Consider the following 23489-nt stretch of genomic DNA (forward strand, 5'->3'; position numbering starts at 1 on the left):
GATAGACGCCATTTCCGCAAATTGAATAGCCGGCAATGATGGATGTATGATGGCCCCTCCAAGCGCCTTATTGTATGCAGTACTTCCCGAAGGTGTTGAAAGGCACAACCCGTCTCCCCTGAAGCGTTCGAAATGCTGCCCCCTGATTTCGACATCCATGACAAGCGTTCCCTCGACGCTCTTGACGGTAGACTCATTAAGAGCCAGATAACGGGTTTCCTTGCCACCGTTCTGATAACGGATTATCGTTTCCAATAAGGGATATTCGATAATTTGATAGGGAGTTTTTGCAATTGCGATGACCAGCTTCTCGATTTCTTCCGGTACCCAGTCTGCATAAAACCCCAGATGGCCCGTATGCACTCCTACAAATGCTGTCTTATCTAGTCTCGATCTGTAGCGGTGGAAGGCATACAGTAATGTTCCATCTCCCCCGACCGAAATGACGATATCGGGCTGGTCTTCATCATAAGTCAAACTGAAGTCCTGTAAATAGGTTCTCATCTTATGCATGAGCGTATTGGACTTTGAATCTCCCTTTGACGTGATTGCAAACTTCATAGGTTTTTACCCCCTTTTTTCATTGCTTGTGAATTCGTTTATCAGTAGTCCCTCTGCCCCTCTTGTCTTTCTCCATTTTATTTGTGAAAATTGCCTGTGCTTCCTGGATCTCTTCCCTTATCAGGCTCATTTCTTCATCAAGACGAAAGGCAGCCTCTGCTGCTCGCTGCAGCCTCATACGAATTCTTTCCGGAAACTGACCGCTGTACTTATAATTCAAAGAATGCTCAATTGTCGCCCAAAAATTCATCGACAGTGTGCGTATTTGAATTTCTACCAAGATGTTTTTCTCTCCCTGTATCGTCTGTACAGGATAATCCACGACCACATGATAAGATCTATAGCCGCTTGGCTTTTTATTAGTCACATAGTCTCTTTCTTCAATCACGGTGAAATCTTTTCTTGAACGGAGATGTCTGACCACAGCATGAATATCTTCCACGAATTGACACATCATTCTGAGTCCCGCTATGTCCTGCATTTCAGTCTCGATATCTGAAAGGGCAATCCCCTTTTGGTTCGCCTTGTCAAGTATACTCGCGATTGGCTTAACCCTTCCCGTTACAAATTCTATCGGCGAATGCGTTTGTTGAAATTCATATTCTCCACGCATTCCTTTCAGTTTCACTTTAAGCTCATCTACGGCTTGCTTATAGGGAGCCAGAAATTGTTCCCAATGATTCATTCCCTCACCTCATTTGAAACATCGATCTGTTTCTTTCTTCCAGGTTGTAAAGTTGGTTACATTGTTGGTTGGTCTTATAAGGGATTCAATCGATAAAGGCCGCTTCAACCTTCTTAACCATTTCGTCGCCGTAATTACCGTTTCCTTCAATATTGCTGATAAGATAATTTAATTCCTCGTGAAATTGTTCCAATTCTAATGACTCATCCGGGCTGTTCACGATAACAGGAGCATTTTCCGTCATCGCTTTCTTTAACTCTCCCCAAATTCCTTCTTCTAAATACAGATATACATATTCATCCTCATTCTCTGCAAGATAAACGAATGCAAAGCGATCCGAATCTGCAATGATCTGACAAGCCGGTTTTATTCCTATTAATGGTTCCGTTTGTTCAGTATGTAAGTGTAAAACACCGTTTTTAAATTTTGCTTCATTAAATTGAACGATTTTTCTCATGGCTATTTCATCCTTCCTTAAAACAATCAGTATTATTTTATCATAAGACGCGATTTACATCTAAACATTGAAGTTCTTTTCCATTAAAGAGATAATACTTGTATTAAGCAATGAGAGGATGCTTTTTTTTGGCACAGGAAATTGAAATTGAATTTAAGAATCTATTATTAAAAGAAGAATTCATGAATTTAATCAAGCAATTTAAGATAGAAGAAACAGATTTCACAAGCCAGGAAAACCATTATTTAGACACAGGGGATTTCCAACTGAGAAAGATGGAGTCAGCATTAAGAATTCGCAACAAAAAAAACACCTATACACTCACGTTGAAAACACCACTTAAGGAAGGGCTGCTGGAAACACACCAGACACTTTCTCCACAAGAAACAATTGGTGTATTGAAACAAAACAATCTTCCGGATGGAGAAGTAAAGGATATGCTTCTTAAGCTTGGGCTTTCAATCCCCTCCATCCGACATTTTGGCTCATTGGTGACGAACAGGGCTGAAATAGAGTATAACGAAGGATTGCTGGTGTTTGATAAGAGCTCTTATTTCAATAAAATCGATTATGAACTCGAATATGAAGTCCACGATTACAAGCATGGAGAAAAGAACTTCTTAGATCTGTTAACAAGACACGGTATCCCTCAAAGGGAAACTGAAAACAAGATAAAGCGCTTCTTCCATGAAAAAGTAAGAAATCAATTGTAAAAGACTACATCGTCCTTACCGATATACACGATGAAAGAAACCATCAATATAGACAGGAGCCGGTTAGAATGAATGTTCAACAATTAAAAACAATGATGGAAATGCAAGTACTAAATAAGCTGGGCTCGGTTTCCTCTTTAAACACGTCTGATCGCAGCAATGAGTTGTTTCAGCAGCTGTTCGCGCAGGCTTTAAATAAAACTGGAGGTCTTTCAACCGGTACCAATGCACTCGGCGCAGTTAAAAGCATGCTTAATACTCAATCTGCTTATATGGTTTCGGAACCTCCAAGGTCACTATCGATTAACAGCAACACGGATTTTCAAGCACCTAAATCTATAGATAATATTATCTCCAGAGCCGCAGACGTGTATCAACTTCCGAAAAAGCTGATACAGGCCGTAATCCATCATGAGTCAGGTTTCAACCCTCAGGCAGTAAGTCCCGCCGGGGCCACAGGATTAATGCAGCTGATGCCTGGTACGGCAAGGGGGCTCGGTGTTTCCAATATCTTTGATCCGGAAGAGAATGTCTTTGCCGGTACAAAATATTTAAAACAGATGCTTGATAAATATAACGGGGACATTGACCTTGCTCTGGCTGCGTACAATGCTGGACCAGGAAATGTCGATAAGTACAATGGCATCCCTCCTTTCAAAGAAACAACTGCCTATGTAAAAAAAGTAACAAATACGTTTTTTGCTTAAAAAGTCTAATAAGCTAAAAGAAAGCTGTACACTTTACTTCAACGTACAGCTTTTTTCATGCAAGGATTTTTGATATCGACTGCCCTTATTTCAAGGGATATCCACGTTGGATTTAGCCAACAATAACTTTATTGATAAGACTAAGACTAATGCAAGGCTATTTGTTTGAGATATGGATGAATGCTTGCTAGAATAAACATACATTCTAAGTATAAAGGAGTCCTTCTTATGGTCGAGAAACCGAAAATGCCTTATAACTTAATCGGCGAAAAGAAACTCTCCATGCTCGTTGATGCGTTTTATAATAAAGTGTCTAAACACGCTGAGTTAGCACCTATTTTTCCGCAAGACTTAACTGAGACGGCTCGGAAACAAAAACAATTCCTGACGCAATATCTAGGCGGGCCTCCTCTTTATAGTGAAGAACACGGTCACCCGATGCTCCGTGCAAGACATCTTCCCTTCCCAATCACAGAAGAGAGAGCGAAGGCATGGCTAAGCTGTATGCATGAAGCTATGGATGAAATTGAACTTGAGGATCAAGTAAGGGAAGACTTCTTTCACAGACTTGTTTTAACCGCTCATCATATGGTAAATACTGATACACCGGAGAGAAACAACATTGACTAGTTTAAATAATCCAAGCCCGCTGAACAGTTGTGGAGCCGAAAAGAAACCGTTAGAAATATATATGTTTGTAGATCCTCTATGTCCGGAATGCTGGGCACTGGAACCTATATTAAAGAAACTGAGGCTTGAATTCGGCCAATATTTTCGTATCCGATATATATTAAGCGGCCAGCTTTCTTCACTAAGTATCGCGACAAAACGAAAACAAGAAGATCTGGCTGAACAGTGGGAGAAAACAGCGAGCCGTTCGGGAATGTCCTGTGATGGAAGCTTGTGGATTGAGAACCCGATCGATTCACCTTATATAGCCTCTTTTGCGATTAAAGCAGCAGAGCTTCAGGGAAAGCACGCTGGTATCCGATTTTTACGCTTTTTACAGGAGCGATTATTTCTTCAAAAACAAGATATATCAAATTTTGACGTTCTAATGGAATGTGCAGAAGAAGCGAGGCTGGACCTTACTGAGTTTATGAATGATATTCACTCGTACTCAGCTTCCAAAGCGTTTCAATGTGATATAAAAATTACGTCTGAGATGGAAGTCGATGAAATTCCGACCCTGGTCTTTTTTAATGAGAATATTGAAGATGAAGGCTTGAAGGTAACCGGGTTGTATTCCTATGAGGTTTATGTTCATATCATGGAAGAAATGCTTACAATAAAACCCGAAAAAAAACCTTTGCCTACACTTGAAGAGTTTATGAAACATTATCGCTTTGTAGCCTCTAAAGAAATAGCTGTGGTGTACGAGTTATCCATTGAAGAAGTAGAAAAACAAATGAAGAAATGGACCCTGCAGCAGAAAGTAAGGAAAATACCTGCAAAGCACGGCACGTTTTGGAGATATATCGCTGATTAACTATAGTAGAATAATAAAATTCTCTATAAACAAGAAAAGCCGATGTTGTTGCCAACATCGGTTTTTCAATACGAACAAAGGGGATGGGAGAAATTTTTCACGGTCAAACAAAGGGGTATATGTTTGCTTGTGATCAACTTCACACTGATAATATAACATGTATAAACTTGTATTGGCAAGTTGTTTGTATGGTATTTCACAATATTGTCAAAATCAATGTATGAACGTCTTCTGCTTGTCATATAGTATTATATAAAGCATGTGCGGAGGGATCCTTCATGAGGGTTAACATTAAGTTCTTGAGTCTGGTTCTGCTAATCATCATTAGCTTTCTAATAAATATTCTTGGGCTGATGAATCTTATTCCTCTCCTTATTAGCTCCCCAATATTATTTCTATCTTTGTTGATCTTCATCTATTCATTTACCAATAGAAAACGGTTTAAGGGTTTTAAGTCATAAGAAAACGCAGACAGCTTTCCAGCCCCTCAGGAGGAGTTGAAGCTTTTATTCTTTTCAATTAAAGTAAGGGAAGAGCACTTTGGCTCTTCCCTTTCAGTTTGTCGGGCTATGTTTCTTTCAGTGCAACACTGGGAACCAGCTTATTTTCCAATCAGCATTGTATGATTATTGAAGTTTCTCCAATAACCGTTCCATTTCATCGAGCTTTTCTTCAAATACTTTGCATGCTTCTTCCACTGGAGTAGAGGTTGTCATGTCGACTCCGGCTTTCTTCAGTACTTCGATCGGATAATCGGAGCTCCCAGCTTTGAGAAAGTCGATATAACGTTCTACAGCAGAATCCCCCTCTTCAAGGATCTGCTTGCTTAAGGCAGTGGCTGCAGAAAAGCCGGTAGCATATTGATAGACATAATAGTTGTAATAGAAATGAGGAATACGTGCCCATTCCAGTCCAATTTCTTTATCAATGGATATATCTTCACCAAAGTATTTCTTATTGAGAGCATAATACTCTTTGGTAAGAAAATCAGAAGTCAACGCTTCTCCTTCTTGTGCTTTCTTATGAATCAAATGTTCAAATTCTGCAAACATTGTTTGGCGGAACACAGTGCCTCTGAAGCCTTCCAAATAATGATTTAATAAGTAAAGCCGCTTCTTTTCATCGTTGATCGTGTTCAATAAATAGTCATTTAACAATGCCTCATTGCAAGTAGAAGCCACTTCGGCAACGAAGATTGAATAATGGCCGTACGTATATGGTTGTGCACACCTTGTATAATAACTATGCACACTGTGACCGAATTCATGTGCCAGGGTAAATAAGTTGTTCACATTGTCCTGCCAGTTCATGAGGATATATGGATTCGTTCCATATGCTCCTGAAGAATAAGCCCCGCTTCTTTTTCCTTTGTTCTCAACTATGTCCACCCAACGGTTATCAAACCCTTCCCGAAGAGCATTTGCGTAATCTTCACCCAGAGGTTTTAAGCCTTCAAGAATCATATCCTTTGCTTCTTCATAGTCGATTTCCATCTTGACTTCTTTCACAAGCGGGGTATATAAATCATACATATGGACTTCATCCAAGCCAAGCACTTTCTTCCGAAGCTTGATATAACGCTGAAGCAAGTGAAGATTCTTATTCACCGTTTCCACAAGATTGTCATAAACCTGCTCAGGGATGTTATTATTCGAAAGAGCAGCGTGACGGGCAGAATCATAGTTACGAACATTTGCGACGTAATTATCTTTCTTCACAGCTCCGCTAAGGGTCGTGGCGAATGTATTTTCAAACTTTCCATATGTTTCATATACCTTTTTGAATGCCTCTTCGCGTACCCGCCGGTCACTGCTTTCAAGGAAGCGGATGAAACGGCCATGGGTGATATCCACTTCTTCACCATTTTCATCCTTGATACTCGGGAACTCAAGGTCGGCGTTATTCAACATTCCGAATGTATTGCTCGCTGCGCTGAATACTTCGGAAGCCTGGGCAAGAAGTGACTCTTCCTCTGTTGATAAAACATGGGGACGCTGCAGATTGATTTCTTCCAATGCATGCTTATACTTTTGAAGCTCTGCCTTCTCCTCAAGGAATTTTTGGAGTTTATCTTCATCTATGGATAGGATTTCAGGGACGAGATATGCAAATTTACTTCCCAGTAATGTGTATAAACTTTTAGCACGGTCATCAAGACCCTGATAATGGGAATTAGTCGTGTCCTGGTCATAGCGCATATGTGAATATGTATAAACCTTCCCCATTCTTTCCATTATTTCATCTTGAAAACTGAGAGCTCTATATAACTGCTCGGAGCTTTTACTAAGAGATCCTTTAAATTCTTCAGCTTTATCAGTTAATTTTTTTATCTCATTATATTCTTTTTCCCAAGCGTCATCACTTTCAAAAATATCTTCCAATCTCCAGGTTAAGCCCTCTTCCACTTCATTTCTGGCTGGCAGGCTTTTCGTTACTGTGTCTTTTGACATAAATATCCTCCATTCTGAATATACAGACTGTTCCTTATAGTAACATTCTCTCTTATCCTGAATATTCCTGCAAGAAAACAGGCTTTCTTAGTCCTTTTTTAATATATGCTTCCATTTAGAAAAAAAATCATGTTCATGCTGCTCAAATTCAGTCATTCTTCCAGGACAATTCCATCCATTTGACAGGGTGTAAGTCTTTCCCTCCCCACTGCTTACTACTCCCACTTTCTCGAGTAATGCAAGATAGTCACTTATTATCGATTGCATGCCTGTTTCTCCATTAGAAAGCGGGAAATCCCTCATTTCGATATCTCCCTTTGCCATGCGCCTGGTCATGGCATTATCCATCATCTCTTTAGTAAAGGACCGATACTTCTTCATCACATCTTTAAAGAGGTAATATTGCCACTCTACTGGATGGTTTTTAACTATTCCCATGTGCGGGATGACAGGCAAACCTATAAACAGCGGTAAATAAATAATCGTATCTCCCTCTTCATACACTTCCTTCAGGAAGCTATTATCACGTAACGAATTATAATTTACCTTGTTATAAATCCATTTCTGCCGATATCCCCACCAGTTTTTCAACAAGTTGGAGTCATTGGTTCCTGGCGGGGATATTGAGATTGGCAGAGTTATTTCATTAAGCGGGATGACAATCTGCTTTGAGTGCAGAAATAAATTGGAGGATACAGGTGTAAGATTCGGGAAAATCGTAAACGATTTCTTTTCAGGTTCAAAATGAAGAAGAAAATAGTTCAAATCAGGGGAAAACCGAAGGAATGCCTGTTGAAAGGTTGTTAATTTTAGAGGAATGCTTCTCGAAACCGGCTGGGTTAAAATCCATAAAGGGTGGATTCTCTCTTTTCTGTATCCTTCTGTTCGGAATTTCACTTCTGATACAGGGATTGTGGAACATTGAACTTCAATAGCAATCCTTTCTCCTTTCAAGTTAATGAACAGATCGGGAATCTGCCGAATATTTTTCAGATAATATTCCAGCTCCACGTCTTCATAAAGCTGCGTAAGCCTTTTGAACAGTAAGGCTTTACTCCAGACATGCATGGGGGTTTCATTTCTTGATTGATATGGACAGGGTTTGTTTGCGGCGTGTGCAAAATGAGGGATTTTGATATGACCGACTTTAAGGATCAACGGTGCTGAGCAATGCGGGCAGAGAAAGTGAGGAGAGCTTTTCCTGAGTTTAAGTAACTCCTCCTTTGTGTGGTGGATGGTCGTAAAAGGCTGCTGATCGATTAAAGCTTTTAACATGGAACACCTCCTGCTATTCTTTATTCGACAAATGATTGTAAAATCCTGCAAAAAAATGCCCAAAGGACCATTCATCCTTTGGGCATTTTCGTTCATTCAATGGTGATTATAACAATGGTGACATTAAGCGAGAGGTAGACTCGAGGATACGGTAGCCCATATGCCTCTTTTTAAACTCCCCATGTGCAAGCTCTACCGAATGCTCTAAATCATTTAAATACTCTTCAACAAGCGATTGTGTACTATTGGTTTTATACAGAAAGGCGTTCACTTCAAAATTCAAATGAAAACTTCTCATATCCATATTTGAGGTTCCTATGGAAGCCAGTTCATTATCGACGATGACAATCTTACTATGCATAAACCCTTTTTGATACTCGTAGATCCTCACTCCCGCTTCCAGAAGTTCAGGAAAATAAGAACGTGAAGCATGAAATACGATCCGCTTATCCGGCTTATGCGGTACAAGCAGCCTGACATCAATACCGCTTAACGCGGCGATCTTAAGCGCCGAAAAAATATCTTCGTCAGGAATAAAGTATGGTGAAGCCACCCATACACTTTCCTGGGCGGACGTTATCATTGAGAAGAAGATGTTTTTCAGAACACTGAGTTCATTGTCAGGTCCCCCGGCAATCATTTGGACCCCGCCATCTTTTATTTCACTTACAGGGTCAGGACTTAAATAGCCTGGTGTAAGGAAATCATCATTTGTCATATAATACCAATCCTGGAGAAAAATAAGCTGAAGCGTCCTTACTGCTTCTCCTTTGACAAATAAATGGGTATCCCTCCAAAATCCGAAAGATGGGTTTTTCCCCAAGTATTCATCCCCGATATTCAACCCGCCGACAAAACCTATATTACCGTCGATTACAATGATCTTCCTGTGATTCCTGAAATTGAATTTATTATTTAGAAAAGGAATTTTCACAGGACCAAACGGCATGACTTCTATACCTGCTCCTTTTAATTCATTGATATATGCATTTGATAACTGCCACGCACCGACAGCATCATAGAGAAATCGGACTTTGACCCCATCTTTTGCCCGTTCGATCAAGATGTCTTTTATTTGTTTCCCGATATCATCATGACGCACAATATAATATTCCATATGAATATGATGTTTCGCTGTTTTCAGCCAGCGGAGTATTTCACCGAACGTCTCCTCGCCATTAGTCAATACTTTTGTTTCACTTGAAAAGGAAATGGCGCTGTTTCCGATTCTCTGTGCAAGTTGAACATGCTTTTCCTGATATAAACCGAACATCTCAGGGTTCATATCTTTAGGTCCCGGCTCGAATTTGCTATACGTTTCCTTATCCAGGATGTACTTTTTCTTATACATTTTCTCTTTTCGATAATTTCTGCCGAAGAGCAAGTAAAAGATAAAGCCCAGAAACGGGAAGGCACCGAGAACAACCAGCCAGGTAAGAGTCTGAGTTGGATGACGGTTTTCAATGAATATTAAGAATCCTATGATAACAACTGAAAATGTAAATACCAAACTTACGTATTTTAGCATACCTTCTAGATATTGATCTAAAAAGTAAAAATAACTGAGTGCTATCGCCGCTATAAATAAAAGCACCTTGACCGTATTCTTCATCCGATACACCATCCCATAAACTTATGTTGTACATTTCGGCTTTTCATCTATCATTATCGCTGGAATTATGCCCCTGTATAGTTCAGTATCGAAATCTATTATAAACAGCGGGCAGCAACACTCTTTGAACCAATTGAAATCACCGGCCGAGACCGCTGAGAGATAATAAAAAAATACCGATTTCAGGATGAAACCGGTATTAGAACTTATGAAAAGTATGCACTTAGTGTTTTAAACACGTTCTTATCGACTACAATACTCCCATACTCTTCAAGGCGGTGAACGGTCATTCTTGACTCATCGGCATATTCAAGCAGGATGCTTAACATATTGTCAATCTCTTCTTCTGAGAAGTGCTCCTCTGAAAACTTAATGTAAAGAAAATATCTATTTTCATGAGCAAGTAACTTTGTTATTAGATGGTCGATCGGCATATCCTTTAGTCTCTGCGATAAAGAAATGGCATCTTCGAAGTCGTTGAACTTTAAAGTGAAATCCAATGCTACTTCAGTATCCTCATCTTGATCCTGTTTAATTTGAAAATGTTGATCAAGCAGTTCTTCAATACGTTCATCCACAGGCAGCTCTTTCAATTTATCTTCAGGAATCGGCAATTCAAATCGTTGACCATCCTTTGAAACCTGTGCTCTTGTGACTAGTACTTCCAGCCCTTTGTCAAGTGCCTGAACTTGTATCCACAGAGGACCCTCGATTCCGAAATCTTCTTCCTGATGAACTTCATCCATCATTTCCCAGAAGAGCTCTTCACTTCTTTCACGATTATACCAGATTTCCTCGCGATCAAAGCCTCGATCCTCTATATCCCCATATGAAATATAGAATTTCACTGTATTTTCATTAATACGTTCGATTTCCATTTGACACCTCTCCCTTCTTGCTTAAAGTTAGTGAAGGGACTACACCCTCTGAGCTGCGTAAGCCCGACTGTTGGTGAAGACAGAAGATACATTTTAAGTTAGTTTGTACCTTGTACTTCTATTTTATGTTATAAGCGCTAAAAATGGAATAAAAACAACACCCATTTTTCACTTAAGTAAATTGGTCTATTTTATGATGTGTTCTTGACATTTTAGCTAATATTTGCAGAAAATTCAAGTGATAATACTTATGATTAAATCATAGGTTTCACCGTTGTCATTTCCACATTCATCAACATAATGTTACTGGTATCAAGCCTCGGTCAAGCACAGCTGCTGATTTACAACATACCGGCTGGAACATTGGAAATCTTTGAAGCAAAAAATAAAGAGACCAACCCGCAAGGAAACGAAACGTCCTTTAAGGGTCAGCCCCTTTTAATTGTATATTCCCGGCATTGTCAAATCATGCAGAGAACGTGAATGATTCAGTGTTAATTAACCATTCTTTGAGCTTCCAGAAGCTGGAATGTACGGACTTTCCTGGGAAGGAATCGTCTGATTTCATCTTCATTGTATCCAACCTGCAGTCTTTTTTCATCCAGGATGATCGGACGTCTTAGTAATCCAGGATTTTTTTGGATAAGCTCAAACAATTCTTGAAGCGGTAATGTTTCTAAATCAACATTAAGCTTCTGAAAAGTCTTTGAACGTGTAGAAATGATCTCATCCGTTCCGTCCTCAGTCATGCGAAGGATTTCTTTTATTTCATCAATGCTTAAAGGTTCTGAGAAAACGTTACGCTCTGTATATGGAATCTCATGCTCTTCTAACCAAGCTTTTGCCTTCCGACAAGATGTACAACTAGGTGAAGTGAATAATGTAACCACGTCATTCACACTCCCTTAAATATTTTTTATAGTTTTGAATATGATCCAGAGTATCTTATATTTAAACAAACACGTTATTTAAAATAAGTTTAAATAAGAAATCTCTATTATGTATTATACATGAATTGCGAGAAGTTGAATATACTTTTAATGAATTTGTCAAATTTCTTACACATATGTTTTACATAAGCTATATACTCTTTGTATATTAATTTTAATACCCCCTTTGTTCAGTTTCTAAACATCAAGGCAACGATTAATTTTTTCATTTAGAAAACCTTATTGCGAATCACAATAAGGTTTTCACGGCTTAAATTCTATACATCTCGCAGTACGTCTTCAATCCGATGTTCGTCCTTTTTCAGGACTTCTTCTACAGGCTGATAGGAGGCACCGTAAAACTCCTTATCCTTATAAGTATGAATCATTTCATACGTTTTTTTCATGGATTCAAAGACTAAGTCTTCACACTCGTCATTTGGTGCCCAATACAAGATCTCCATTTCGTTGATCTCATTTGTTGCCAGAGAACGTCTCGCATAACCGATGCTGGCTGCGTGCTCGAATCCTTCACGCTTATAAAATTTCAAACGCTTCTCTGAGTCAGTGTCTTCATAGTTGACAGGTTCCACTTCCAAAATAATCGGTTTTTTCTTTTTCTTAAGCTTTTCCAGAAGTTTATGGCCAAGTCCCTGTCCTCGTGCATCTCTTGACACAAACAGATAGTCAATAAATATAAAGTCCTCTAACTCCACATACATCAATACGTGGTACTGACCTTCATCTTTATGATAAATATCACTTCGTTCTTTTAGCAGTGTCTCCAAATGTTCTTTCGATTTCATTTCCTCTACCGGGAAATATTGATTAAGTTTTTCATACCAGTGCATGGATCTACTCCTTTAAATGAATTTTGAAGTTGACTAACGTGTTAAAACTATTTTTCTCATAATTGATTGGTTTATGATAATTGTTAGTCTGTTCAGTGGAATTAAATTAAATACGGTTCTACAGGAGATGATTCCTGTACAGGGGGGTAAGTGGTTAAAAGCGGTTAATGTTACCAATTCAATCATAACAATACCATGAGAATTGTCAAATGATAATCATACAGGTACGACGAGGATATTATATAGTAGAAGATCTAAAACAAAAAAGCTTGCTTAGATCAGTAAGCAAGCTTTTTTTCGATCAAGGCGTATAATCAACACCTTCAGTATAGGAATTTCCAGCATCCCATAGCAGGAATTCTTTGACTCCCTGGTCATTTAGTGCTTTGATTTGGGCTTCTATTTCAGCTTTTCCATACACTTTGTAATTTCCGCTGCCCAACCAGGAAGCGGTGAAATCCTGAAGCCAAGGTCTTGAAATTGGCGGGTTCTCAAGCTCTGCCAATTTTTTGTTTTCTAACTTTGTGTACTCTGATACCAATTCATAAGGCTTGAGATCTGGTTTGGCAATTCCAAAGTAAGGCGTCCAATGACTTGGATATATCATAGAGGAAATAACATCGACATTCTCGGAAATCCTTGAGAAGTTCTGCCCGATGCCAGGCGCCTCGGGAAGTGTTGCTGTATAGCCGAAAATATCGACAGATACTTTAACTCCATAAGGCTCAAGCTTTTCATGTGCATACTCAACAAAATCGGTAACGGCCTGAACACGTTTTTGAACATTATCCTTTTCATCATCTGTATAGTCACCAGTACTATATTCAAGTTCTTTATCCCTTTTCTCGAATCCTTCAGGGAAACGCACGTAATCGAATTGAATTTCCTGGAAACCCATCTTTGCTGCTTCTATCGCAATACCGACATTATAATCCCATACTTCTTTAAGGAATGGATTCACGAAGGATTCACCCCTGCCGTTTTTCCACACCTTTCCCCCATCTTTATAGGAAAGCTCCGGCTTTTTATTTGCAAGAACCGTGTCCTTGAATACAACGATCCGCGCAATCGGGTAAATTTGTTTTTCCTCCATTGTTTTCAGCACCGCTTTAGGGTCCTTAATATACGGCTGACCAACTTCTGCATAAGGGGATGACGCTTCGGGTTCATATGTAACATATCCATGGTCATCTTTAATATCGATGACCATTGCATTCAAGTCAGTCGTATCGACTAGTTTTGTCAATTTATTAAAGCGATCACCGCCTGCTGAATGTCCCGTAACATATACACCTCTGACAGCATCGGGATATTCGAATGTATAACCTGAGTCGTATACGAAACGCGGCGCTGATGCAGGTATTTCTTTCTTACTTAATGTAATGCCTCTCGTTTCATGAGTTTTCTTCTTTGTGCTGTCTCCTGATTCGGCACTGACTGTTTGAAGGGGTAATGTACACATAGCCGCTATACATAAGGATGTCGCAATCTTACTCCATTTCAACGTTAACCTCTCCTCTAATAAAATTACTATCTACTAAAAAATGTAACACTGGTACTATTTTAACAAGGAAATAACTACAAAGAAAAGGGAATTTACACCTAAATGGTCATAATTTCCGAGGGAATCAGACAGTTTCCCAGTTTCCCGATAAATAGAAGCTCAGGCAATTAGCTGCTCCTATTACTAGGATATGTATAGACGATAAAAAAAGAAGATGTTTATCCAGCAGTGCTTTGGAATAAATGATTCAAAAACCTGCATTGAAAAAAGCCCCCTCAAACAAGGGAGCTTCTTCAACTGTTATCCTTTATATTGAGCTTGATACTGTGTAAATTCTTTCTCGGAACAATACACAAAGTGACCAGGTGCAACTTCACGCATTTCCAAATGATCTTCTTCCGTATAATTATGAACGGCAGGATCGTATTCTTTTCTTCTGCGTGTACGCTCATACTCAGGATCTGGCAGCGGGATAGCAGATAGTAATGACTGTGTATAAGGATGAAGTGGGTTCTTATACAAAGCATCACTTGGTGCCAATTCTACTAACTTACCAAAATACATGACACCGATACGGTCACTGATGTATTTAACCATTGATAGATCATGTGCAATGAATAAGTACGTCAGTCCTTTTTCTTTTTGCAGCTGCTGCATCAAGTTTACCACCTGGGCCTGGATTGACACGTCAAGTGCAGAAATCGGCTCATCAGCAATGATGAAATCAGGGTCGACGGCAAGTGCACGGGCAATTCCGATACGCTGTCTTTGACCTCCTGAGAATTCATGCGGGTAACGACCGGCATGTTCCTTATTCAAGCCTACTGTTTCAAGAAGTTCATGAACTTTTCTAATACGCTCTTCTTTGGAAGAAGCGAGACCATGAATATCTATCCCTTCCGCAATGATGTCAGCAACCTTCATACGCGGATTCAATGATGCATATGGATCCTGGAAGATCATCTGCATCTTACGATTGAATTTTTTCAATTGGGAACGGCTTTTCTTACCATGCACATCATCGCCGTTAAATAGTACCTGACCGTCAGTTGCGTCATAAAGACGAATGATGGTACGTCCGGTAGTTGATTTACCACATCCGGATTCTCCTACCAGCCCAAGTGTTTCACCTTTGTAAATATCAAACGAGATATCATCAACCGCTTTAACCATATTCGGCTTGCCAGGGTTGAAGTATTGTTTTAAATTCTTAATTTCAAGTAATTTTTCTGCCATTATGCACGAACCCCCTCAACTAAAACCGGCTCATCGTAGTTTGACGGCATTTTTCTATGCCTTACTTTTACTGCTTCAGGAGGCTCAACCTGAGGAGCACTTGGATGCAATAACCATGATTTCACAAAATGTGTATCAGACACTTTATAATATGGCGGTTCTTGTTCGAAATCGATCTTCATTGCGTACTCACTTCTAAGAGCGAAGGCATCTCCCGCTGGAGGATTCAACAAGTCAGGAGGCGTTCCGGGAATTGCAACAAGTTCTGTTTCCCCTTCTGTATCAGTGGTAGGCATTGAACCGATGAGTCCCCATGTATACGGGTGTCGGGGATCATAGAATATCTCATCCACTGTCCCTGATTCAACAATCTGACCGCCGTACATGACTGCTACACGATCGGCTACATTTGCCACTACGCCGAGATCATGTGTGATGAAGATGATCGATGTCTCAATCTTTGTTTGCAGATCTTTCATAAGTTCAAGGATCTGTGCTTGAATTGTAACGTCCAGTGCTGTTGTCGGCTCATCGGCAATCAGTATTTTAGGATTGCATGCTAAAGCGATCGCGATTACGACACGCTGGCGCTGTCCACCGGAGAATTGGTGGGGATACTGTTTAAAGCGCGTTTCAGGACTTGGAAGCCCAACAAGCTTCAATAGTTCGATTGCTCGTTTTCTTGCATCATTTTTATTCATATTCTGGTGCTTGACAAGCGGTTCCATGATTTGCTTCCCAATCGTCATTGTCGGGTTCAGTGATGTCATTGGATCCTGGAAGATCATCGAAATATCTTTACCGCGGATTTTTTCCATCTGCTTTTCAGGCAGCTTCGCGAGGTCTTTGCCTTCGAAATGAATTTCTCCACCTTTAATGAACCCTGGAGGATTTGGAATCAGTCTCATCAACGCTTTAGTAGTAACAGATTTCCCGGAACCTGATTCCCCTACAATTGCCAGTGTTTCACCTTTATCCAAATGGAAATCCACACCGCGTACAGCTTTGACTTCTCCCCCATGCGTATTGAAGGAGACATGTAAATTGTTCACTTCTAATATTCTTTTTGACATTTTATTTTATCTCCCTTCCATTACTTACGCATTTTCGGATCCAGCGCATCGCGGAGTCCGTCAGCCATCAGGTTAAAACTTAAGATAATCAATGAGATAACTACCGATGGAACAAACATCATGTATGGAAATGATTGAATTGATCTGTATCCGTCGTTTACTAGAGATCCCAGAGAAGCTCTTGGCGGTGCGATACCTAATCCGATAAAGCTTAAGAATGCCTCAGTATAAATCGCTGCAGGAACTGTAAACATCGTCGTGATGATAACTGGACCCATAACATTAGGCAGTAAATGTTTAAAGATTAACCGGTTGCTGCTCGCCCCTAAAGTACGTGAAGCAAGGACGAATTCCTGATTCTTCAATTGCAGGACTTGACCGCGGACGATCCTGGCCATGCCGGTCCATCCGGTAATAACCATCGCCATCGTGATCGAGAATATCCCGGGCTCAAATATCAGGATGAAGAGTATGACGACGATCAGGTTTGGAATACCTACCAGAATTTCAATGATACGCTGCATGACATCATCGACTCTTCCGCCATAGTACGCAGAAATCCCACCGTAAGAGATACCGATGATAAAATCAATGATTGCGGCTAAAATACCGATGTAAAGTGAAATTCTCGTTCCGCTCCATGTTCTTGTCCAAAGATCGCGTCCAAGGTCATCGGTACCGAACCAATAGTTTACTTCGACTTGTCTGGATTCATAAACATCGAATCCATCTGCATCTTTTCCGTCAAATGGAAGCCAGCTAATACCTGAAAGCGCTTCAATTTTAGGAGGCAGCTTTGCATGTCGTATATTTTGATCGCTGAATTTATGTTCATTCATGCCGGGCCCGAATATGGCAAAGAACATAATAATCGCAGTGATGATAATTCCTACAATCGCACCCTTACTCTTACGGAGCCTTATCCAGGCATCCTGCCAGAAATTCAAGCTTGGTCTTTCAATTCTTTCAGCTTCATCTTCTCCTGCTTTTCTTTGCTGGAAGAGATCTGGACTGAGCTGATCAATTTTTCTTTTGTTAGTCTCCATTATTTCTTCCCTCCAGCCAAACGAATACGTGGGTCAATGATTCCGTACAGGATATCGACCAGGAAAATTACCGCAATGAATAATACACTAAAGAATAATGTGATACCCATTATGACCGTGTAGTCGTTCATATTAATTGAAAGCACGAACTGTTCACCCAATCCTGGAACAGCAAATATACGTTCAACCACCAGAGATCCAGTCATTACTGCTACAGTCATTGGGCCTAAAATCGTAACAATCGGAATCATGGCGTTACGCACAGCATGCTTTACTACTGTCCCAACTTTAGAAATCCCTTTTGCTTTTGCCAGTAAAATATAGTCTGAATTTAAAATTTCGAGCATCTCGGTACGCATAAAACGTGCAATCGTTGCCACAACACCGACGGTCAGAGCCAATGTAGGCAAGATGGTATGTTTGTACTCTCCCCACAGGGCGACAGGAAGCCATTCAAGCTTCACCCCTACGTAATATTGCAATAATGCTGCAAATACAAATGATGGAATGGATATTCCCAAGACTGCGAGAATCGTAGATCCATAGTCCAGCCACGTGTTATGTTTGATGGCTGCAATGATCCCTACTAAAATACCTAAAATCGCGCCTAATACCATAGCTTGGAATCCTAAAAGTGCGGAAGGTCCAATACGGTCTCCAATAATTTGTGTAACCGGGCGGTTATCGTATTGGAATGATAAACCTAAATCACCTTGAGCAAGTCCAGTCATGTAGTTTACATACTGTACTGGCAGCGGCTCATTCAGACCGTATTTATCCAAAATGATTTGTTGTTGTTCCGGAGACAGCCTTTCTTGATTTTGTAGTGGAGATCCAGGCAGGAGCTTCATCAGAAAGAAAGTAGCGGTAGCAATGATAAGCAAAGTGATGATCATATAAACGAGACGTTGAATTGTGTATTTGACCATTCTTTAGCCCCCCTTTTTTGTCTATTTTTTATTACATAATATATTATATAGTTATTCGACAAATTTTCAATCTATTTTTAATCTTTAGATTTTTTTCGACAATCAGTGGAAAAGGAGAGCGTATGCTCATGCATACACTCTCCCTCTTTTGGTTTGTCATTGAGCTGTTAATTACTCAACTGAAGCCCACTTGTAAGAATTATCTGCACCAAATGAATGGCGAAGGATACCTTTAACATATGGACGCTCTAGGTAAGAAGTACCATTTTGGTACATTGGGCTGATTGCTTGATCTTCGAAAAGAATCTTCTCTGCGTCGATCATCGCCTGCCAACGAGCTTCAAGATCAGAAGCCAATTCACCCTTAGCTTGCTCAACTAACTTGTCATACTCTGGATTAGAGTAAGCCATTTGGTTATGCGCTCCATCAGTAACGAACATGTCAATGAATGTCATCGGATCTGGATAGTCAGGACCCCATCCAGCGAATGCGAAGTCATAGTCACCTTTTGATTCAAGCTCAAGCTTTTGCTTGAACGGTTGTGCTTTGATTGAAACAGTTAAACCTTCAAGGTTCGTTTCTAATTGTTCTTTAATGAATTCTCCGACTTTCTTAGAGCTTTCAGAGTCATAGTTTAATAGTTCGATTTCGAACGAATCTTTACCTAACTCTTCTTTCGCTTTAGTCCAGTATTCTTTAGCTTTTTCTACATCATAGCCGCCGAAATCACCTACATTTTCACGGTATTCAGCACCGTCAGGACCAGTAACGAAATCTTTTGGTACTAAATAGTAAGCAGGCATTGAACCGTTGTTCATAAGAACGTCAACCATACCTTGCTTGTCATAAGCAGAATCGATTGCTTTACGAGCGTTAACATTAGCCATTACTTCGTTCTTCTGGTTCATACGAAGGAAGTAAACAGAAGTATCTGCACGTGTCTTGAAGTTTGGATCATCTTTGTACTTGTCAACGAATTCAGCTGATAGACCAGTAACGTCAGCTTTTTCAGTTTCATAAAGGTTAACTGCAGTTGCAGTATCCTTAACGATGTTGAAGTTAACTTCTTTTAATTTTACAGTTTCTTTATCCCAGTAGTTATCGTTCTTGCTTAATTTGAAGCTTTGCTCATGCTTCCACTCAGAAAGTGTGAATGGACCGTTATAGATTGATGTATCCGCTTCAAGACCGTATTGATCGCCTTGTGCTTCTACGAATTTTTGGTTTTGAGGATAGAATGTCGCGAATGAAAGTAATGCTTCGAAGTATGGTACTTGACCTTCAAGCTGTACTTCTAATGTTTTTTCATCAACCGCTTTAACACCCAGCTCTTCCACTGGAACTTCACCAGCGTTTACTTTTGCAGCGTTTTTGATATCGTACATGATGTACGCATACTCTGCACCAGTGTCAGGGTTTAAAGCTTTTTGCCAAGCGTAAACGAAGTCGTTAGCAGTAACCGGATCTCCGTTTGACCATTTAGCATCACGAAGCTTGAAAGTGTAAGTTAAACCGTCTTCACTTTTCTCCATGTTTTCAGCCATACCAGGCTTTGCTTCGTCGTTCTCACCTAAACGGTAAAGTCCTTCGAATACGTTGTTCATTACGTTGAATGAAACAGAGTCAGTAGCCAGTGTAGAGTCCATTGATGGGATCTCAGAACTCTCGATCAGGTTAAGTACTTGTTCTTTTTTCTCAGCAGAATCTCCGCCTTTGTCACCTGATTCTCCGCCTTCCGCACCTTCATTGCCGCCACAAGCAGCCAGGAAAGTACTTAGAGCCAGAAGAAGAACCAGCAAGAATGAAAATTTTTTCTTCATCTTGAAATTGACCTCCTCGTAAATCTCATATTTATTTATCTTCTAATTTTCAGAAGATTTGTTACTTATTATACATGATAGAGAAATTTTTGCAATATTAATTTAACAGTTTTTTTGCAAAATTATCAGATTCCTGGGCAGATTGATGCTTAAACACTGGTTTAATAAGGTTTGTGGAGATTTTTTTAGGGTGTTTGTCCTATTACAATTGTTACAATAAAGCGCTTTCATGCATTTACCAAAACTTATGATCAATCTGTATTTTGAGTAGATTAAGAGTTTTAATCATCATAATTATAAAATTAATTGAATTTTTATTCACACTTCTTATATTATTTCAATTTTATATTATTAGGAAGAATTCTATTATTTCCACTATTGTTTGCGTGTTGGGGAAGTTTGTCTTCTTGAGCTGAACAGCACTCCGGTAGATGTATATATATGAAATGCAATTGAAATGTATAGGCCGGTTCCTGTATACTTCTTATAAAAAGGCTTCAGGGAGGCTCGTTGGTTGGTTTTTTGGAAAAAACATCCGGTGATTGCTGCCGGGCACTTCAACAGCCTCAATTCACACCGCCTATAAGGAGTATTATGAAACGTACATTTTCTATTTATATGATTGCGGTCATCATCCTGATCGTTTCCCTGATCTTATCGCTCTCTCAAGGTGATCCGCTCATTCTTTCCGTTCTCAACAGTCTATTTATCACAGGAATGATTTATTTGGTAAAAGGTGCTTTCCTATATGTCTTTCAAAAGGGTTTTTTTAACGGGATCGTCTATTCTTTGAAACGATTTCGCAGAAGCACCGCACAAGGGAAATTCCTGTCACAATTTGATGATATCGATACAACAAAGAATGCTCATGAAGAATTCACGGTGGTTCGATCATATAAAATCACCAGCACCCTTCTTATTATAGGAAGCTCCTTTCTCCTCATTTCGCTGGTGTTGTCCTATATCATCTATACTTGAATTAGCCCTTTTAATTCACTATAATAAGGGTACTAATATGCTTTGGCGCTGACGAAGAGTAGTAGCTGAAATGGATTGATTCAAAGAGAGCTTGTGGATGCTGTGAACAAGTAATCATCCTTTAGTGAATGGACTTCTGAGCTTTATTTGTGAAGAATACAGTAGCGAATAACGGATTCACCTCACGTTAAAGAGGTTCCATACCAATAGTATGGACTAAGCTGACTCACTTTTTTGAGTACTTAGGGTGGCACCGCGGAACTAATCCCATTCGTCCCTATATTCTAAGGATGCGTGGGTTTTTATTTTGTATATATGTAGGAGGAAAAACAATGAAGACAATTTTTAGCGGAATTCAGCCAAGCGGTACCATTACCCTTGGAAATTACATCGGGGCGATGAAGCAGTTTACGGAGCTTCAAAATGAATACCACTGTTACTTCTGTGTCGTAGATCAGCATGCGATAACGGTACAACAGGATAAGATGGAACTGCGCAGGAACATTAAGAGCTTAGCGGCACTTTATATCGCCTGCGGAATTGATCCGGAAAAATCCACTCTGTTCATTCAATCCGAGGTACCTGCTCACGCACAGGCAGGATGGATCCTGCAATGCGTTACGTATATAGGCGAACTTGAAAGAATGACACAGTTTAAAGATAAATCACATGGAAAAGAAGCAGTATCTGCTGGTCTATTGACTTATCCGCCGCTAATGGCTGCGGATATCCTTCTATATAATACTGACCTGGTACCTGTAGGGGATGATCAAAAACAACACCTCGAGTTGACTAGGAACCTGGCTGAACGTTTTAATAATAAATACAACGATATCTTTACTGTTCCGGAAGTAAGGATTCCTAAAGTCGGTGCACGCGTCATGTCGCTGCAGGACCCCTTAAAGAAAATGAGTAAGTCCGACGCCAATCAGAAAGCATTCATCACATTATTGGATGATCCGAAACAAATTGAAAAAAAAATAAAAAGTGCTGTAACGGATTCAGACGGACTGGTGAAATACGATAAAGAAAACAAGCCTGGCGTTTCCAACCTGTTATCCATTTATTCAATCCTTGAGGGTTCTTCAGTTGAAGAACTTGAACAAAGATATGAAGGAAAAGGCTATGGAGAATTTAAAGGGGACTTGGCTCAAGTGGTCATAAACGCTATTAAACCCATACAGGACCGCTATAATGAATTGATTGACTCGGATGAGTTGGATGATATCCTCGACCAAGGTGCTGAAAAAGCGAATCGTGCAGCTGATAAAATGCTGAAGAAGATGGAAAAAGCAATGGGGTTGGGGAGAAAACAGAGAAAAAGAAAATAATAAAAAATCCTGGACTTAGTATGTCCAGGATTTTTTTCGCACAATAAACCTTGATTACCTTGGGCTTAAAGTACATTTGTGAATTTGTCAGTTCACTTTTGGGCGATTTTCAACTTCCCACAGCTTCTCAAAGAATGGCTGTCCTTTAATCAGGTTTTCACAAAGAGTTCGATGTTTGGTTGACCAGCCATACTTCGTTTCTTCATAAAGCATATTCCAAACATCTTCAAAATCCATATCTTGAATGACTCTGTACTGATCAGGCGCCCACTCTGTGTACCAGTAACGGATCTCTGCCGTATTCCTGGAACCGTGAAGCTGATCCAGTGCCATAAACAGCAGCTGCTTCAATTGTCTTTCTTTTCTGGTCAATCCATTCATCATATGGGGACTGGGGGAAAGTATATGATAGGCATTTTCCGATTTGGTATCATGCTCCATTTTATACTGTACCGCTTCATGCCCTTCCACCATTTCATAAACAAGTTGTTCCTGCCTTGGGATAAGTCTGCTTTTCCTGATAGGGACGGTATATCCTATTGTATCCACAGCCAATATGCCTGTCCCATCTGTGACAATAAAACAATAGTCAAGCTGGATGCGTTCGTGATTCTTTCGCAAGTAAGCTTTTTGATAAACATCATTCAGCAGTTGTTGAGGTAATTCTGATAAATCATTCTCGATGTAATGAAATACGGTGCTGTCTACTTTTATTAATGGTACTTGATCTAATAATTCTATGACATCTTCTTTTCTCCATTCGTGAAAATGGCAGACATTGTATCCATTTTCTTCTCCTTCGAACCAATTGACCCATACATCATGAAGATATAACATGATTGACCCCTCGCTTTACTACAATCTTATTTGTCAATCAGTATAGGCAGATTAGAGTAAAAATATTCCTGAATACGTTCGTTTTATAGATAGTCGTTATTTTTTCTGCGAGGTAAATAGATCGTTA

The 23489-nt window shown here is 39.8% G+C and carries 23 protein-coding genes and 1 other annotated feature; of the genes, 7 read left to right on the forward strand and 16 right to left on the reverse strand.

All coding sequences use genetic code 11. The features are described from left to right. From HP456_RS04935 to HP456_RS04945, 3 genes are all read right to left on the reverse strand, one after another. A partial coding sequence (locus HP456_RS04935) for an NAD kinase (RefSeq protein ID WP_172248898.1) occupies nt 1-561 on the reverse strand: 561 nt, incomplete at its 3' end. A gap of 19 nt (nt 562-580) precedes the next feature. Then, nucleotides 581-1246: a GTP diphosphokinase gene (yjbM, locus tag HP456_RS04940; protein WP_172248899.1), complete on the reverse strand. Its 666-nt coding sequence runs from the start codon at nt 1244-1246 to the stop codon at nt 581-583. A gap of 85 nt (nt 1247-1331) precedes the next feature. Then, complete coding sequence (locus tag HP456_RS04945) at nt 1332-1703, reverse strand: UPF0738 family protein (protein WP_172248900.1); 372 nt, start codon at nt 1701-1703, stop codon at nt 1332-1334. Nucleotides 1704-1831: 128 nt separating this feature from the next. Here HP456_RS04945 and HP456_RS04950 point away from each other — a divergent pair, with 128 nt between their 5' ends. The 5 genes from HP456_RS04950 (at nt 1832) to HP456_RS25775 (ending at nt 5073) form a co-directional block, all read left to right on the forward strand. Continuing rightward, on the forward strand, nt 1832-2416 hold the full coding sequence (locus tag HP456_RS04950; RefSeq protein ID WP_172248901.1) for a CYTH domain-containing protein: 585 nt from the start codon (nt 1832-1834) through the stop codon (nt 2414-2416). Nucleotides 2417-2484: 68 nt separating this feature from the next. Continuing rightward, complete coding sequence (locus HP456_RS04955) at nt 2485-3123, forward strand: lytic transglycosylase domain-containing protein (protein WP_172248902.1); 639 nt, start codon at nt 2485-2487, stop codon at nt 3121-3123. A gap of 228 nt (nt 3124-3351) precedes the next feature. Next, on the forward strand, nt 3352-3753 hold the full coding sequence (locus tag HP456_RS04960; RefSeq protein ID WP_172248903.1) for a globin domain-containing protein: 402 nt from the start codon (nt 3352-3354) through the stop codon (nt 3751-3753). Next, nucleotides 3746-4612 (forward strand): ClpXP adapter SpxH family protein, encoded by an 867-nt coding sequence (locus tag HP456_RS04965; protein ID WP_246288747.1) that lies wholly within the window; start codon nt 3746-3748, stop codon nt 4610-4612. Before HP456_RS04960 ends, HP456_RS04965 begins: the two co-directional genes overlap by 8 nt. Nucleotides 4613-4890: 278 nt before the next feature. Next, nucleotides 4891-5073 carry a hypothetical protein gene (locus HP456_RS25775; protein ID WP_246288750.1) on the forward strand — a complete coding sequence of 61 codons (183 nt, stop codon included), beginning with the start codon at nt 4891-4893 and terminating at the stop codon, nt 5071-5073. Nucleotides 5074-5238: 165 nt separating this feature from the next. Here the strand turns inward: HP456_RS25775 and pepF are convergent, their stop codons facing one another. The 12 genes from pepF to HP456_RS05025 form a co-directional block, all read right to left on the reverse strand. After that, nucleotides 5239-7062 (reverse strand): oligoendopeptidase F, encoded by a 1824-nt coding sequence (gene pepF / locus HP456_RS04970; RefSeq protein ID WP_172248904.1) that lies wholly within the window; start codon nt 7060-7062, stop codon nt 5239-5241. Between the two features lie 87 nt (nt 7063-7149). Beyond that, nucleotides 7150-8337, reverse strand: a complete 1188-nt coding sequence (locus HP456_RS04975) for a competence protein CoiA (protein WP_172248905.1) — start codon at nt 8335-8337, stop codon at nt 7150-7152. 106 nt (nt 8338-8443) lie between these two features. After that, entirely contained in the window at nt 8444-9949 is a 1506-nt protein-coding gene (gene cls, locus HP456_RS04980; protein ID WP_172248906.1) for a cardiolipin synthase, read from the reverse strand. Nucleotides 9950-10155: 206 nt separating this feature from the next. After that, nucleotides 10156-10827 (reverse strand): adaptor protein MecA, encoded by a 672-nt coding sequence (gene mecA, locus HP456_RS04985; protein WP_172248907.1) that lies wholly within the window; start codon nt 10825-10827, stop codon nt 10156-10158. Between the two features lie 494 nt (nt 10828-11321). Beyond that, nucleotides 11322-11717 carry a transcriptional regulator SpxA gene (gene spxA, locus HP456_RS04990; protein WP_032089161.1) on the reverse strand — a complete coding sequence of 132 codons (396 nt, stop codon included), beginning with the start codon at nt 11715-11717 and terminating at the stop codon, nt 11322-11324. A 317-nt stretch (nt 11718-12034) separates the two neighbouring features. Beyond that, nucleotides 12035-12607, reverse strand: coding sequence for a GNAT family N-acetyltransferase (locus HP456_RS04995; protein ID WP_172248908.1), 573 nt, complete (start codon nt 12605-12607; stop codon nt 12035-12037). Between the two features lie 301 nt (nt 12608-12908). Then, nucleotides 12909-14069, reverse strand: a complete 1161-nt coding sequence (locus tag HP456_RS05000) for a putative glycoside hydrolase (RefSeq protein WP_172248918.1) — start codon at nt 14067-14069, stop codon at nt 12909-12911. 342 nt (nt 14070-14411) lie between these two features. Then, nucleotides 14412-15347, reverse strand: a complete 936-nt coding sequence (locus HP456_RS05005) for an oligopeptide ABC transporter ATP-binding protein OppF (RefSeq protein ID WP_172248909.1) — start codon at nt 15345-15347, stop codon at nt 14412-14414. Next, entirely contained in the window at nt 15347-16420 is a 1074-nt protein-coding gene (locus tag HP456_RS05010; RefSeq protein ID WP_172248910.1) for an ABC transporter ATP-binding protein, read from the reverse strand. The genes HP456_RS05005 and HP456_RS05010 overlap by 1 nt, the downstream gene beginning before the upstream one ends. Before the next feature lie 20 nt (nt 16421-16440). Beyond that, entirely contained in the window at nt 16441-17466 is a 1026-nt protein-coding gene (opp3C, locus tag HP456_RS05015) for an oligopeptide ABC transporter permease (RefSeq protein ID WP_172248911.1), read from the reverse strand. After that, a complete protein-coding gene (opp3b, locus tag HP456_RS05020) occupies nt 17466-18395 on the reverse strand; it encodes an oligopeptide ABC transporter permease (RefSeq protein ID WP_172248912.1) in 930 nt (309 codons plus the stop codon). The genes opp3C and opp3b overlap by 1 nt, the downstream gene beginning before the upstream one ends. Before the next feature lie 171 nt (nt 18396-18566). After that, complete coding sequence (locus tag HP456_RS05025) at nt 18567-20216, reverse strand: peptide ABC transporter substrate-binding protein (protein ID WP_172248913.1); 1650 nt, start codon at nt 20214-20216, stop codon at nt 18567-18569. Between the two features lie 594 nt (nt 20217-20810). Between HP456_RS05025 and HP456_RS05030 the strand changes: the two genes are divergently transcribed. After that, nucleotides 20811-21194, forward strand: a complete 384-nt coding sequence (locus HP456_RS05030; protein ID WP_172248914.1) for a DUF3899 domain-containing protein — start codon at nt 20811-20813, stop codon at nt 21192-21194. A 39-nt stretch (nt 21195-21233) separates the two neighbouring features. Continuing rightward, nucleotides 21234-21476 (forward strand) — a binding site (T-box leader). Nucleotides 21477-21526: 50 nt separating this feature from the next. Next, a complete protein-coding gene (gene trpS, locus HP456_RS05035; RefSeq protein ID WP_172248915.1) occupies nt 21527-22525 on the forward strand; it encodes a tryptophan--tRNA ligase in 999 nt (332 codons plus the stop codon). 87 nt (nt 22526-22612) lie between these two features. Here the strand turns inward: trpS and HP456_RS05040 are convergent, their stop codons facing one another. Further along, on the reverse strand, nt 22613-23362 hold the full coding sequence (locus HP456_RS05040) for a YjbA family protein (protein WP_172248916.1): 750 nt from the start codon (nt 23360-23362) through the stop codon (nt 22613-22615). Nucleotides 23363-23489: the final 127 nt, after the last annotated feature.

The organism is Bacillus haikouensis, from assembly GCF_013179555.1.
GTDB classification, from domain to species: domain Bacteria; phylum Bacillota; class Bacilli; order Bacillales; family Bacillaceae_B; genus Rossellomorea; species Rossellomorea haikouensis_A.

Bases quoted from the DNA above. Each gene is read 5' to 3' on its own strand.
- trpS (WP_172248915.1), top strand. From the start codon at position 21,527: ATGAAGACAATTTTTAGCGGAATTCAGCCAAGCGGTACCATTACCCTT.
- opp3b (WP_172248912.1), bottom strand. From the start codon at position 18,395: ATGGTCAAATACACAATTCAACGTCTCGTTTATATGATCATCACTTTG.
- HP456_RS25775 (WP_246288750.1), top strand. From the start codon at position 4,891: ATGAGGGTTAACATTAAGTTCTTGAGTCTGGTTCTGCTAATCATCATT.
- opp3C (WP_172248911.1), bottom strand. From the start codon at position 17,466: ATGGAGACTAACAAAAGAAAAATTGATCAGCTCAGTCCAGATCTCTTC.
- mecA (WP_172248907.1), bottom strand. From the start codon at position 10,827: ATGGAAATCGAACGTATTAATGAAAATACAGTGAAATTCTATATTTCA.
- HP456_RS04975 (WP_172248905.1), bottom strand. From the start codon at position 8,337: ATGTTAAAAGCTTTAATCGATCAGCAGCCTTTTACGACCATCCACCAC.
- pepF (WP_172248904.1), bottom strand. From the start codon at position 7,062: ATGTCAAAAGACACAGTAACGAAAAGCCTGCCAGCCAGAAATGAAGTG.
- yjbM (WP_172248899.1), bottom strand. From the start codon at position 1,246: ATGAATCATTGGGAACAATTTCTGGCTCCCTATAAGCAAGCCGTAGAT.
- HP456_RS04945 (WP_172248900.1), bottom strand. From the start codon at position 1,703: ATGAGAAAAATCGTTCAATTTAATGAAGCAAAATTTAAAAACGGTGTT.
- HP456_RS05040 (WP_172248916.1), bottom strand. From the start codon at position 23,362: ATGTTATATCTTCATGATGTATGGGTCAATTGGTTCGAAGGAGAAGAA.
- HP456_RS04960 (WP_172248903.1), top strand. From the start codon at position 3,352: ATGGTCGAGAAACCGAAAATGCCTTATAACTTAATCGGCGAAAAGAAA.
- HP456_RS05005 (WP_172248909.1), bottom strand. From the start codon at position 15,347: ATGGCAGAAAAATTACTTGAAATTAAGAATTTAAAACAATACTTCAAC.
- HP456_RS04955 (WP_172248902.1), top strand. From the start codon at position 2,485: ATGAATGTTCAACAATTAAAAACAATGATGGAAATGCAAGTACTAAAT.
- HP456_RS05010 (WP_172248910.1), bottom strand. From the start codon at position 16,420: ATGTCAAAAAGAATATTAGAAGTGAACAATTTACATGTCTCCTTCAAT.
- HP456_RS04995 (WP_172248908.1), bottom strand. From the start codon at position 12,607: ATGCACTGGTATGAAAAACTTAATCAATATTTCCCGGTAGAGGAAATG.
- HP456_RS05030 (WP_172248914.1), top strand. From the start codon at position 20,811: ATGAAACGTACATTTTCTATTTATATGATTGCGGTCATCATCCTGATC.
- cls (WP_172248906.1), bottom strand. From the start codon at position 9,949: ATGAAGAATACGGTCAAGGTGCTTTTATTTATAGCGGCGATAGCACTC.
- HP456_RS05025 (WP_172248913.1), bottom strand. From the start codon at position 20,216: ATGAAGAAAAAATTTTCATTCTTGCTGGTTCTTCTTCTGGCTCTAAGT.
- HP456_RS05000 (WP_172248918.1), bottom strand. From the start codon at position 14,069: ATGTGTACATTACCCCTTCAAACAGTCAGTGCCGAATCAGGAGACAGC.